The sequence below is a fragment of the Micrococcus sp. GPGPB33 genome, from assembly GCF_037853785.1.
Taxonomy (GTDB): Bacteria; Actinomycetota; Actinomycetes; order Actinomycetales; family Micrococcaceae; genus Micrococcus; species Micrococcus luteus.
The window spans coordinates 46,489-58,320 of the sequence record NZ_JAQMWO010000002.1; the positions used below are offsets into that span (position 1 = coordinate 46,489).

Sequence of the window (11,832 nt, forward strand, 5' to 3'; positions counted from 1 at the left end):
GACCGTCCTCCCGGCGGGTCAGGCCTCCGACGCCGGCGCCGCGTCCCCGCCGTCGAGCACCGCCAGCAGGTCAGCACCGGCGAACATCTGAGCGGTCTGACGCGCCGAGGGGGTGCCCGCGTCCGGGTCCGCACCGGCCGCGAGCAGATGCCGCATTGAGGCGACATCCCGTTTGAACGTGGCGCAGGTCAGGGCGCGCTGGCCGCGATCGTTGGCGTGCTCGATCTCGGCGCCGGCCTCGATCAGCATCGCCACCGTGTCCGGGTGCTCGTGATAGGCGGCGAGGGTGAGGAAGGAGTCGCCCGCGTGGTTGCGCAGGCGCGTGCTCACCCCGGCGTCCAGGTACGCCTTCAGCTGGGCCGTGTCCCCGTCACGCGCCATGTCGAAGAGCCGGTTCGCCAGCTCGATGTCCTTCTCGCTCCACTGCTCACTCATGCCCGCCAGTATGGCGGACGCCGCGGCGATCGACCGCTCCGCAGCGACATCTCCGCGGGTCTGCCCGCAGGTGATGTCGCCGGCCGGCGGTCAGACGAGCACCGGGAACAGCCCCGCCCGCCCCGCGGTTGCACCCGGCATGACCCGCAAGCACCTCGGCTTCCTCAACTTCGGCCACTGGATCCACCGTCCCGGCGCCGAACCGGACGCGCGGCAGGCCCTCGACGACGTCGTCGCCATGGCCGTGGCCGCCGAGGACGCCGGGCTCGACGGCGCCTGGCTGCGCGTCCACCACTTCCAGCGGATGTTCTCCTCGCCGTTCCCGATCCTCGCCGCGATGGCCGCCCGCACCGAGCGGATCAGCCTCGGCACCGGCGTGATCGACCTGCGCTACGAGAACCCCCTGTACATGGCCGAGGCCGCGGCCACCACGGACCTCATCTCCGGCGGCCGGCTCGAGCTCGGCGTCTCCCGCGGCTCACCCGAGGCCGCCCTCGACGGCCAGGCGCAGTTCGGCTACACCCTCGCCGAGGGGCAGACCTGGGCCGACGTGACCCGCGAGCGCGGACGCCGCTTCCTCTCGGCCGTGCGCGGTGAGGGGATCGCGGCGCCGGACCTGACCTCCGGCTGGGCGCACAGCTCGCAGCCGCTGCGGATCGAGCCGCACTCCCCGGGCTCGCGGACCGGATCTGGTGGGGGTCGGGGTCCACGCCGTCGGCGGTCGAGGCGGGGCGGGACGGCTACAACATGCTCTCCTCCACCCTGCTCCTGCAGGACGACGGCCGCCCCTTCCACGTCCAGCAGGCCGACCAGATCGCCCGCTACCGGGAGGCCTTCGCCGCGGCCGGCCACGCCGGTCCGGGCCGCACGGCGGTCACGCGCTCCGCGTTCGTCATCCAGGACGGGGAGGACGAGCTGTACTTCGGCCGGGAGCGCGGCTCGCGCGACTCCTCCGGCATGCTCGAGGGCGGCGCCGCCCGCTCCGGCCCGACCTACGCCGGGTCCGCCGAGGAGGTCGCGGAGAAGCTCGCCGCCGACGACGCCGTCGCCGCCGCCGACTGGGTCCTGTTCGCCAACCCCAACCAGCTCGGGGTCGAGTACAACGCGAAGATCTTCGCCGGCTGGGCGGAGGTCTGGCGCCTGCTCGGCTGGGATGCATGAGCGAGGCCCCGCCGCACCTCCCGGCCGCCGACGACGGCGTCGCCCAGGCCCGTCGCGCGCGCTGGGCCGTCACCGCCGCCTTCGCGACGAACGGCGCCCTGCTCGGCGCGCTCATCCCGCACTACCCGGAGGCCAAGCCCGCGTTCGGCCTGGACCCGGCCGTCTTCGGCCTGCTCGTCATCGCACTCGCCGTGGGCGGCACGCTCGCCGGGCCCCTGCCCGCGCCGATCCTGCGCCGGTTCGGCGCCCGCCGCGTCATGCTCGCCGGCAGCGTGGCCATCGCCCTGCTCACGACGGCGGCCGGTCTCGTCCTCGACATCGCCGGGGCGGGCGCGGGGGCCGGGCACGGTGCGGGCACGGCCGCGGCCTGGCCGCTGTGGGTCTTCGCGGGCCTCGTCCTGGCATCGGGCGTGCTCGACGCCGTCGTGGACACCGCCCAGAACGCGCAGGGCCTGCAGGTGCAGACCCGGCTGGCCCGGCCCGTGCTCACGACCATGCACGCCGGCTGGAGCCTCGGAGCGGCCGCCGGTGCCGGGTTCGGTGCAGCGGTCATCACCGTGGGCGGCCCCGCGGCCCTGCACCTGGGGCTCAACGGCGCCGTGTGCGTCGCGGTGCTGCTGGGGGTCCGGCGCCTGTTCCTGGCGGAGGCTCCCGTGGACTCGGCGTCCGCCCGCGGCGCCGCGGATCAGTCACCCGCGCCGTCGGAGACGTCCGCACCGCCCGCCCCGGCCCTGCCCCGCCGCGCCGCCGTGGCCGCGCTCCTCCCCGCCGCGCCGCCGTGGCCGCGCTCCTCCCCGCCGTGGTGATCGGGATGGCCGGCTTCGGCGTGGAGGAGTTCGGCAACGCGTGGGCCACCCTGTTCCTGATCACCGAGCGCGGCCTGGACCCGGCCGCGGCGGTGCTCGGCGCGTCGACGCTGCTGGGCGCGCAGTTCGTCGGACGCCTCGCGGGCGACCGCACCCTCGCCGCCCTGGGCCGCCGCGGGGCGCTGACGGCGGGACTGGGCGCCGTCGTCGTGGGGCTGGGGCTGGCTCTGGCGCCGCTGCCGGGGCCGGTGGCCGTGCCCGCCGCGTTCGCGGGGCTGGCGCTGGCGGGGCTGGGCTGCGCCGCGGTGGTGCCCGTGGCCTATGCGCTCGGCGACGAGGCGCCCGGGCTCCGGCCGCAGACCGGGCTGGCGGTGACGAGCTGGTGCATGCGGCTGGCCGGGGTCGGGCTCAGCCCGGCGGTCGGGGCACTGGCCGGCGCCGTCGGTCTGGCACCGGCGCTGACGGTGTTCCTGGGCCTGGCCGCCGTCGGGGCGGTGTTGGCCGCCCGGCTGCCCGCCGCCCCGTAGGAACCGTAGGAACCGCTCAGTCGTCGTCGACCTCGCCGGCGAGGGCCTGGGCCGCCAGGTGCTCTTCGGTCGCAGCCTCCCAGATCTCCTTGGCGGCGGAGCCGTTGAGCAGCACCAGCAGCACGCCCACGATGATGTCTGCCCAGCCCGACGCCGTCAGGACCGTGATCCCGGACAGGGCGATCAGCACGGCACCGGCCACGAGGTCGTTGCGCGCCGCGAGCCACGCCGCCCGGGTGAGGGAGCCGCCGTCGGTGCGGACGCGGGCCAGCAGGGCCACGCACACGAGGTTCACGAGGATCGAGCCGACGGCCACCCCCAGCAGCACGCCCGCGGCCGGCGGCTCGGGGTCGCCGATCTTCGTGGCCGCCATGACGAGCGCCGCCACGGCCGGGAGCACGATGATCCCGGCCATGACCTTGCCGATGACCGCCTGCCGGGCCGCCGTCCACCCGAGCGCCACGAAGATCAGCAGGTTGACGGCGAAGTCCTCGAAGAAGTCGACGGAGTCCGCCACGAGGGCCACCGAGCCGATCCCCACCGCCAGAATGATCTCGACCACCAGGTAGGCGCCGTTGAGCAGGGCCACCGCCAGGACGGTGCCCCGCAGGGCGCGGGTGCGCCGGCGGTCCGCTTCGGCTGCCTGGTTCACGCGCCCGTCGTGTCGTCCACGAACACGTACGTGTCCACCAGGGTCCGCGCGGCGTTGCCGCCGATGAGCCCGTCCACGATCCGCTCCAGCGGGGCCATCGCCTCGTCCACCTCGATCTGCACGGGGTACTGGGCCACGAGCAGGGCGAGCAGGTCGGCCACGGCCTGCAGCGCGTCCTCCTCCCCCAGCTCCGGATCCCAGCCCACGAGCACGTCGGCCGGCGCGTCCTGGCGCTCCGGGGTGTAGGACACCGCGAACGCGCGGATGCGCCCACCCTCGGCCTTCGGCGCGTCGCGGAGCACGACGGCGCCCGCGGCCCCGGTGGCCGGGCCCAGCAGCAGCTGCTGGGCGGCTCCGACGCTCAGGGTCGACGGGTCCCAGGCGTGCACGGCGTCGTAGAACGCGGTGACCGCCTGCGTCAGCTCGACGGAGCCGGTCGAGGCCTCCTCGAGGACCACGCCGTCCGGGTGCTCCTCCCCGCGCACGTCCGGCAGGCCGATGGCCCCCGGGGCGATCGCGACGCGGCGGGAGCGCTGCACGGGGGTGAAGCCCTCGGCCACGAGGAACGCCTCGGTGCCGGCGGCCAGTGCGGCGGTCTGGGAGCGCACGGCGTCCGTGTCCACGGGCGGGCGGCCCGTCGCGCCGTCGGTCTCGGTCTGCGGGTCGGCGCCGGCCACGCCGGGCACCAGGGCGTCCTTGGCGAACCGGGCCTTCAGGGCCGTCGTCGGGATGGCGCCGGCGGCGTGCGCCTCCGCGGCGAGCCCCCGCAGGGCCGCCACGAGCGCCCGGCCGATGCCCCGGCGCCGCTCGGCAGCCGCGGTCTCGACGTACAGCCACAGCCGCCGCGGGTGCACGGACGAGGCATAGACGACGCCGGCCGCCACCGGCACGCCGGCGGCCTCGGCCACGAGCGCGCGGCGCCAGGGCCGTTCCGCGTCCTCGGCGAGCATCGCCCGGTCCTGGTGCTGCTGCGCGTTGGCCGGGTCGCCCCACACCTCGAGCAGGGCCAGGTCGTCCCCGGGTCGCCAGGGACGCAGCACGACCTCCCCGCCGGCGACCGCGGCGGAGTCGAACAACACGCCGTCGTCGTCGTGCCCCGCGGCCCCGGCCGCTCCCGTCACGTCCCCGCTCACTTGACCAGGCGCTCCAGCAGGTAGGACTTCACCTGGGACAGCGCCACGCGCTCCTGGGCCATGGTGTCCCGCTCGCGGATGGTCACGGCCTGGTCCTCGAGGGTGTCGAAGTCCACGGTGATGCAGAACGGGGTGCCGATCTCGTCCTGGCGGCGGTAGCGACGGCCGATCGCGCCGGAGTCGTCCGTCTCGATGTTCCACAGGCCGCGCAGCTCCGCGGCGAGGGACTGGGTGGCCGGCTGCAGCTCGGGCTTCTTGGACAGCGGGAGCACGGCGGCCTTGACCGGGGCCAGGCGCGGGTCCAGCTTGAGCACGGTGCGCACGTCCACCCCGCCCTTGGCGTTCGGGGCCTCGTCCTCGGCATAGGCGTCCACGAGGAACGCCATCATGGCGCGGGTCAGGCCGAAGGACGGCTCGATCACGTACGGGGTGTAGTGCTCGTTGTTGGCCTGGTCGAAGTACTGCATCTTGGTGCCCGAGTGCTCGGTGTGCCGGCCCAGGTCGTAGTCGGTGCGGTTCGCGATGCCCATCAGCTCGCCCCAGCCGTCGCCGCCGGTGAAGCCGAAGTCGTACTCGAGGTCGATCGTGGCGTCCGAGTAGTGCGCCCGCTCGTCCGCGGGGACGTCGAACTTGCGCAGGTGCGCGGGGTCGATGCCGAGGTCGATGAACCAGTCCCAGCAGTCCTCGACCCAGCGGTCGAAGTGCTGGCCCGCCTCGGCCGGCGGCACGAAGTACTCGATCTCCATCTGCTCGAACTCACGGGTGCGGAAGATGAAGTTGCCCGGGGTGATCTCGTTGCGGAACGCCTTGCCGATCTGGCCGATGCCGAACGGCGGCTTCTTCCGGGCCGCGCCCAGCACGTTGAGGAAGTTCACGAAGATGCCCTGCGCCGTCTCCGGGCGCATGTAGTGCAGGCCCTCCTCGTTGTCCACGGGGCCGAGGTAGGTCTTGACCAGGCCCGAGAACAGCTGCGGCTCGGTCCAGGCGCCCTGGGTGCCGCAGTCCGGGCACACGATCTCGGCCATGCCCTCGGCCGGCCGGCCCTTCTTGGCCTCGAACGCCTCGAGCAGGTGGTCCTGGCGGTGGCGCCTGTGGCACTGGGTGCACTCCACGAGCGGGTCGGTGAAGGTCTCGACGTGGCCGGAGGCCTCCCACACCGCGCGCGGCAGGATGATGGAGGAGTCCAGGCCCACCATGTCCTCACGGGAGCGCACGAAGGTCTTCCACCACTCGGCCTTGATGTTCTCCTTCAGCTCCACACCCAGGGGCCCGTAGTCCCACGCGGAGCGCGAACCGCCGTAGATCTCACCGGCCTGGAACACGAAGCCTCGGCGCTTGGCCAGGTTGATGACGTTGTCCAGCGGGGACTTGGCAGCCATGGGGGCATCACTTCCGTACTCATCGGCGGGGCGGGAGGGGATCACGACGACGACGGCACCCGGCCGCCTTCGACGCGGCGGGCCCGTTCCGGCGCGGCGCGCCGGTCGATCCCGTCCAGCCTACCGGCCATGATGGACACCATGACCGAGACGAACGCACCCGACGCCCAGCCCCTGCCCATCCGTGACGAGTCCATCCGCCTCGGCCAGGCGCTCAAGCTCGCCTCCCTCGTGGAGGACGGGGCCATGGCCCGCGACGCCGTCACCGACGGGCTCGTCACCGTCAACGGCGCGGTGGAGACGCGCCGCGGCGCCCAGCTGCACGACGGGGACGTCGTCGAGTTCGCCGGCGAGGCGTTCGTCGTCCAGGCCGGGCAGGCCTGAGCCGACGCCCCGTCGGGCGGCCGCGGCGCCGTCGTCGAGCAGGTCCGGCGCGTCAGCCGCGGGGCGGCACCATGTGGGCGAGGTACTCCTTCACGTGGCCCAGCTCCTGCTCGTTGATCGCGTGGCCGAGCCCGGCGTAGACGATCTTCATGAGGTCCACGTGGGCGTTCAGCCAGGCATGGGTCTCCTCGACCCGGGGCTCGGAGATGATCGGGTCCTCCTGGCCGCGGCCCCAGAAGACCTTCGGTCGGACGCGGGCGACGTCGTCGTCGCGGGTGAACAGCTCGCGCAGCCGCGGCTCGGTGAGCTCCGGGTCCACCACGAAGCCGGACAGCGCCACGGTGCACGCGTAGGCCTCCGGGTCCAGGCGCAGCAGCGACGTGGCCATCGCCATGCCCTGCGAGAAGCCGAGCAGGGAGACGGTGCGGAAGTCCCCGCGCACCGCCTGCACCCAGGCGTGCAGGGCCTCGACGGCCTCGCGGACCGGCTCGGCGGTGGAGCCCAGCTCGCCCGTGACGGGGTCCTGGGAGAGCGGGAACCAGGCGTGGGAGCCCGGCTGCAGGGGCAGGGGCGCGCGGACGGCGGCCACCGTGACGTGCTCGGGCAGGTGCGGGACGAGGCCGAACAGGTCGTCCTCGTTCGCGCCGTAGCCGTGCAGGACGATCAGCAGGTCCTCGGTGCGCTCGCCCTCGGGGCGGGACCAGCGGACGACGGGCTCGACGGCGGGGGTGGGGTTCGCGTTCACGTCCGCCAGCCTAGCGAGCGGCACGGTCGGCCCCTCCCGGAGGTTGACCCCTCCCGCGCGACGTGGGCAGAATCCTACCCGTGGGTAACCCATCCTCCTCCCAGCCTCCGCACGCCTCCGACGCGACCCCGGTCGACGACCCCGCCGCCCATCCGTGGCGCCGCTACGTCGCCATCGGGGACTCGTTCTCCGAGGGCATCGGCGACCCGGACCCGGACCGTCCCGGCTACCACCGCGGCTGGGCCGACCGCCTGGCCGAGGAGCTCTCCCGCCTGACGCCGCCCGGCGAGGACCTGGCCTACGCCAACCTGGCGGTCCGCGGGAAGCTGCTGGACCAGATCGCCGAGGACCAGGTGGAGCCGGCGCTCGCCCTGCGGCCGGACCTCATCAGCGTCTGCGCGGGCGGCAACGACATCCTGCGCGGCGCGGACCCGGACGAGATCGCGGTCCGGTTGGACGCCGTCGTCGAGCGTCTGGCCTCCGACGGCGCCACCGTGCTGCTGTTCAACGCGACCGACGTGAAGGGCACGCCCGTCATCGGCCGCATCCGCGGCACCGTGGCGATCTACAACGAGAACGTGCGCACCATCGCGCTGCGGCACGACGCGCTGGTGCCGGACATGTGGTCGCTCAAGGACCTCGCCCGGCGGGAGATGTGGGCCGAGGACCGCCTGCACTTCTCTGCGCTCGGCCACCACACGATCGCCGCGATGGTGCTGGACACCCTCGGCGTGGAGCACGGCCTCGAGCACCTGCGCCTCTCCCCGCCGGCGCCGCGCACGTGGCGCGCGGCCCGCGCGTCGGACGCCGCATGGGTGCGCACGCATCTGGCGCCGTGGGTGGTCCGCCGCCTCCGCGGCGTCTCCTCCGGCGACGGCGTCACGGCCAAGCGCCCCGTCCCCGAGCCGCTCTTCGGCGCGCCGATGCCGCAGGGCTCGGACCACACTGAGCCGCTGGACGTCGTCGAGCCCTGAGCCCGGCCGGCGGGAACCGGTGGCCGTTTCCCGAACGACAGTGCCGCGACACGCCGCCGTTTCCCGAACGAAAGTTCAGAGGGCGAGGGTGCGCTTCAGCGTGTCGGCCACCTGGCCGTATTCGGTGAGGAAGCCGTCGTGGCCGATGGGCGAGGCGATCGTGTGCACCGGCGGCCGCGCGGGCAGCGCCGCCGCGAGCGCCTCGGACTCGGCCGGCAGGTAGAGCCGGTCCGAGTCGACGGCGGCCACGAACGCCCGGCCCCGGTAGTCCGCGAGCGCCGCCGCCACGCCGCCGCGCCCGCGCCCGACGTCGTGGCCCATGAGGGCCTCGGTGACCACGAGGTAGGAGTTCGCGTCGAACCGGTCGGTGAGCTTGGCCGCCTGGTGGTCCAGGTAGGACTCCACGGCGTAGCGCCCGCGCCCGCCCGGCACCCCGACGACGGCGCCGAAGGGATCCTCGACGCCCTGCGGTTCGCGGCCGAACCGCTGGCCGAGCTCGCCGGCCGTGCGGTAGGTGGTGTGGGCGATGCGCCGGGCGATGCCCAGGCCGGCCACGGGGCCGGGGCCGGGGTAGTAGTCGCCGCCCTGGAAGTCCGGGTCGAGGCGGATGGCCGCCGTCTGCGCCTGCCCCCACGCGATCTGGTCGGCGGAGGAGGCCGCGGTGGCGGCCAGCACACCCACCCCGGCGACGCGCGCGGGGTGGGTCGCGGCCCACTCGAGGGCGCGGGCCCCGCCCATCGATCCGCCGATCACGGCGCGCCAGGCGCCGATCCCGAGGTGGTCGGCCAGGCGTCGCTCGGCCTCGACCGCGTCCCGCAGCGTGAGGAACGGGAACCGGGAGCCCCAGGGCCGCCCGTCGGGGGCCGGCGTCGAGGGCCCGGTGGAGCCGTGGCAGCCGCCGATCATGGCGGGGGCGACCACGAACCACCGGTCCGTGTCCACGGCGCGGCCCGGGCCGACGAGGGCGTCCCACCAGCCCGGCGTCGGGTCCTCCTCGTGCGCGGCCACGTGCGCGTCGCCGGTGAGGGCGTGCAGCACGAGCACGGCGTTGGCGCCGTCGGCGGCGAGGGTGCCCCAGGTCTCGTAGGCCAGCTCGACGTCGGGCAGCAGCCCGCCGGTCTCGGTGCGCAGCTCGCCGACCCGCAGGCGGTGGCGACCGCCGCGGGGCAGCGCGGTGCGCGACGGACGCGTGGCGACGGCGGTCATGCCCGCTCCCCCGCGTCGTCGTCGCCGCGGCGGGCGGCGGCCGCGAAGCCGCGCTCGAGGTCGGCGAGGATGTCCTCGATGTCCTCCACGCCGAGCGAGAGCCGCACCAGGCCGGGGGTGACGCCGGCGGCGCGCTGCTCGTCGTCGGTGAGCTGGGAGTGGGTGGTCGAGGCCGGGTGCACCACGAGCGAGCGGACGTCGCCGATGTTGGCCACGTGGTGGTGCAGGGTGAGCCCGTCCACGAACGCGGCCCCGGCCTCGCGGCCGCCCGCGATCTCGAAGGAGACGAATGCGCCCGCGCCCTTCGGCAGGTAGCGCTGGGCCCGCTCGTGCCACGGGCTGGACTCCAGGCCGGCGTAGACCACGTGCTCGACGTCGTCGCGGCCCTCCAGCCAGCGCGCCACCGCGGCCGCGTTGGCCACCTGCCGCTCCATCCGCAGGGAGAGGGTCTCCAGGCCGAGGTTCACCAGGAACGCGTTGAACGGGGAGATGGCCGAGCCGTAGTCGCGCAGCAGCTGCACGCGCGCCTTGAGGATGAAGGCCAGGTTGGCGCCGAGCGGCGAGCCCACCCCGAGGTCCCGCGCGTAGACGAGGCCGTGGTAGGACTCGTCCGGCTCGTTGAAGCCGGGGTACCGCTCGGCGTGCTGCGCGTAGTCGAACGTGCCGGCGTCGACGATCACGCCCGCGATGGCCGCGGCGTGCCCGCCGAGGTACTTCGTGGCGGAGTGGGTGACGACGTCGGCGCCGTGCTCGATCGGTCGCAGCAGGTACGGGGTGGCCAGCGTGTTGTCGACGATCAGCGGCACGCCGGCCTCGTGGGCGGTGTCGGCGACGGCGCGCACGTCCAGGACGTCGCCGCGCGGGTTGCCGAGGGTCTCGCCGAAGAACGCCTTGGTGTTCGGCCGGACGGCGGCGCGCCAGGACTCGATGTCGTCCGGGTCGGTCACGAACGTCGTCTCGACGCCGACCTTGGCGAGGGTGTGCTTGAACAGGTTCTGCGTGCCGCCGTAGAGGCTGGCCGAGGCGACCACGTGGTCGCCGGCGCCGGCGAGGTTGAGGATCGCGAACGTCGTCGCCGCCTGACCGGAGGCCAGCAGCAGCGCGCCCACACCGCCCTCGAGCGCGGCGATCTTCTCCTCCACCGGGCCCTGCGTCGGGTTGCCGATGCGGGTGTAGAGCGGGTCGAGGTCCTTGAGCGCGAACCGGTCCGCGGCCACCTGGGCGGACGGGAAGTCGTACGAGGTGGTCTGGAAGATCGGCAGGGCGGTCGCACCGAAGGCGTGCTGGCCGACGGCGACGCCCGCGTGGACCTGCGCGGTGGAGAAGCCCCAGGCGTCGGGGGTCGGGGTGGTCTGGTCGGTCATGGCGGACCCTCCTGAGGGGTTCAGGGGCCGGACCCGGCCGCCCCGCCCGCCGGCCGACGTGCCGATTCGCAGACCGGCGTCGTCGAGGTGCCGGAGATGACCCGGCGCCGTCGAGAGGGGCCGTGGGATCGGCCCGCGCTTGCCGGCGTCCGTTGTGGGGCCGGCCTGGTCGTCACCCGGGGCACCCCACCGCGGAAGGAGGGTTGCCGGTCAGCATGCCGGGGCCTGTTGCTGACTCTCGTGACCGTGCCTCCGAGTGTAGCCCGCCGCCCCGCCACGATTTCGTCACGCGTGTCACACGCGGATACGCTCTCCGCACGGGGGCGCCCGACCCGTCAAGGGCTCGACGCCCATCGACTCGCACCAGGTCAACCCCCGGGGCAGCCCGGGAACGGAGAGGAACAGCGCAGTGCACACCTGTCGCATGGACCACGTGTCCTACGCCGCCGGCCCCGAGGGCCTGGACGCCACGGTCGCCCGCATCGCCGAGACGCTGGGCATCGAGCGGATCAAGGGCGGTGTCCACCCCCGCTTCGGCACGCAGAACGCCCTGTTCCCCATGGCGGGCAGGCAGTATCTGGAGGTCGTCGAGGCCCTGGACCACCCGGCCTCCCTCAGCGCGCCGTTCGGCCAGCTCGTGCGCGCCCGCACCGAGCAGGGCGGCGGCTGGATGAGCTGGGCGGTGGCCACCACGGACATCGGCCGGTTCGAGCGCCGCCTCGGCCGTGAGGCCGTCCCCGGCAACCGTCGCTTCCCGGACGGCCGGGAGCTGTCCTGGCGGCAGATCGGCATCAAGGGCACCCTCGCGGACCCGCAGCTGCCGTACATCCTGCGCTGGGCCGACGGTCAGGAGGACATGCACCCCTCGCAGGCGGCCGAGGCGCAGGCCTCGATCGAGCGGCTGAGCATCGCCGGCTCCCCGGAGCGCCTGCTCGAGTGGCTGGGCGAGGAGGGCGAGGAGTCCGCGGTCGCGGACGTCAACGTGGAGTACGTGGCGCCGTCGGGCACCCCCGGCATCGTCTCGGTGACCTTCCAGACCCCGCGGGGCGACGTCACCCTCTGACCC

13 protein-coding genes, 1 pseudogene and 1 riboswitch are annotated in these 11,832 nt (G+C 74.5%); of the genes and pseudogenes, 7 read left to right on the plus strand and 7 right to left on the minus strand.

Annotated elements, in window-relative coordinates; all coding sequences use genetic code 11:
* Positions 1–18: 18 nt before the first annotated feature.
* A complete protein-coding gene (locus tag POD19_RS00285) occupies positions 19–435 on the minus strand; it encodes an ankyrin repeat domain-containing protein (RefSeq protein ID WP_002856236.1) in 417 nt (138 codons plus the stop codon).
* A 238-nt stretch (positions 436–673) separates the two neighbouring features.
* Between POD19_RS00285 and POD19_RS00290 the strand changes: the two are divergent.
* From POD19_RS00290 to POD19_RS00305, 4 genes and pseudogenes are all read left to right on the plus strand, one after another.
* Positions 674–886, plus strand: a pseudogene (locus tag POD19_RS00290) (LLM class flavin-dependent oxidoreductase); the annotation flags it as partial.
* 296 nt (positions 887–1,182) lie between these two features.
* Positions 1,183–1,596 carry a hypothetical protein gene (locus POD19_RS00295; RefSeq protein WP_340309223.1) on the plus strand — a complete coding sequence of 138 codons (414 nt, stop codon included), beginning with the start codon at positions 1,183–1,185 and terminating at the stop codon, positions 1,594–1,596.
* Positions 1,593–2,402 carry an MFS transporter gene (locus POD19_RS00300; protein ID WP_144819131.1) on the plus strand — a complete coding sequence of 270 codons (810 nt, stop codon included), beginning with the start codon at positions 1,593–1,595 and terminating at the stop codon, positions 2,400–2,402. The genes POD19_RS00295 and POD19_RS00300 overlap by 4 nt, the downstream gene beginning before the upstream one ends.
* Positions 2,375–2,929 (plus strand): MFS transporter, encoded by a 555-nt coding sequence (locus POD19_RS00305; RefSeq protein ID WP_144819133.1) that lies wholly within the window; start codon positions 2,375–2,377, stop codon positions 2,927–2,929. Before POD19_RS00300 ends, POD19_RS00305 begins: the two co-directional genes overlap by 28 nt.
* Positions 2,930–2,945: 16 nt before the next feature.
* On the opposite strand, the gene POD19_RS00310 is transcribed toward POD19_RS00305, so the two are convergent.
* Genes POD19_RS00310 through POD19_RS00320 form a run of 3 tightly spaced genes read right to left on the minus strand, consistent with a single transcriptional unit; the run spans position 2,946 to position 6,093 of the window.
* Entirely contained in the window at positions 2,946–3,581 is a 636-nt protein-coding gene (locus POD19_RS00310; protein ID WP_070709790.1) for a cation transporter, read from the minus strand.
* Positions 3,578–4,714, minus strand: a complete 1,137-nt coding sequence (locus POD19_RS00315; protein WP_144819135.1) for a GNAT family N-acetyltransferase — start codon at positions 4,712–4,714, stop codon at positions 3,578–3,580. The genes POD19_RS00310 and POD19_RS00315 overlap by 4 nt, the downstream gene beginning before the upstream one ends.
* Complete coding sequence (locus POD19_RS00320) at positions 4,711–6,093, minus strand: glycine--tRNA ligase (protein ID WP_044659691.1); 1,383 nt, start codon at positions 6,091–6,093, stop codon at positions 4,711–4,713. The genes POD19_RS00315 and POD19_RS00320 overlap by 4 nt, the downstream gene beginning before the upstream one ends.
* Before the next feature lie 141 nt (positions 6,094–6,234).
* Between POD19_RS00320 and POD19_RS00325 the strand changes: the two genes are divergently transcribed.
* Positions 6,235–6,477, plus strand: a complete 243-nt coding sequence (locus POD19_RS00325; RefSeq protein WP_100058988.1) for an RNA-binding S4 domain-containing protein — start codon at positions 6,235–6,237, stop codon at positions 6,475–6,477.
* 52 nt (positions 6,478–6,529) lie between these two features.
* On the opposite strand, the gene POD19_RS00330 is transcribed toward POD19_RS00325, so the two are convergent.
* Positions 6,530–7,222, minus strand: coding sequence for an alpha/beta hydrolase (locus tag POD19_RS00330; RefSeq protein WP_036340883.1), 693 nt, complete (start codon positions 7,220–7,222; stop codon positions 6,530–6,532).
* 80 nt (positions 7,223–7,302) lie between these two features.
* Between POD19_RS00330 and POD19_RS00335 the strand changes: the two genes are divergently transcribed.
* On the plus strand, positions 7,303–8,196 hold the full coding sequence (locus tag POD19_RS00335) for an SGNH/GDSL hydrolase family protein (protein ID WP_113914057.1): 894 nt from the start codon (positions 7,303–7,305) through the stop codon (positions 8,194–8,196).
* A gap of 75 nt (positions 8,197–8,271) precedes the next feature.
* On the opposite strand, the gene metX is transcribed toward POD19_RS00335, so the two are convergent.
* Together metX and POD19_RS00345 are read right to left on the minus strand one after the other, a co-directional pair.
* A complete protein-coding gene (gene metX / locus POD19_RS00340) occupies positions 8,272–9,402 on the minus strand; it encodes a homoserine O-acetyltransferase MetX (RefSeq protein WP_144819137.1) in 1,131 nt (376 codons plus the stop codon).
* Complete coding sequence (locus POD19_RS00345; protein WP_144819139.1) at positions 9,399–10,766, minus strand: bifunctional o-acetylhomoserine/o-acetylserine sulfhydrylase; 1,368 nt, start codon at positions 10,764–10,766, stop codon at positions 9,399–9,401. Before POD19_RS00345 ends, metX begins: the two co-directional genes overlap by 4 nt.
* A gap of 130 nt (positions 10,767–10,896) precedes the next feature.
* Positions 10,897–11,012: riboswitch (SAM riboswitch) on the minus strand.
* Between the two features lie 178 nt (positions 11,013–11,190).
* Here POD19_RS00345 and POD19_RS00350 point away from each other — a divergent pair.
* Positions 11,191–11,829, plus strand: coding sequence for a VOC family protein (locus tag POD19_RS00350; RefSeq protein WP_256598109.1), 639 nt, complete (start codon positions 11,191–11,193; stop codon positions 11,827–11,829).
* The last annotated feature ends 3 nt before the right edge of the window (positions 11,830–11,832 follow it).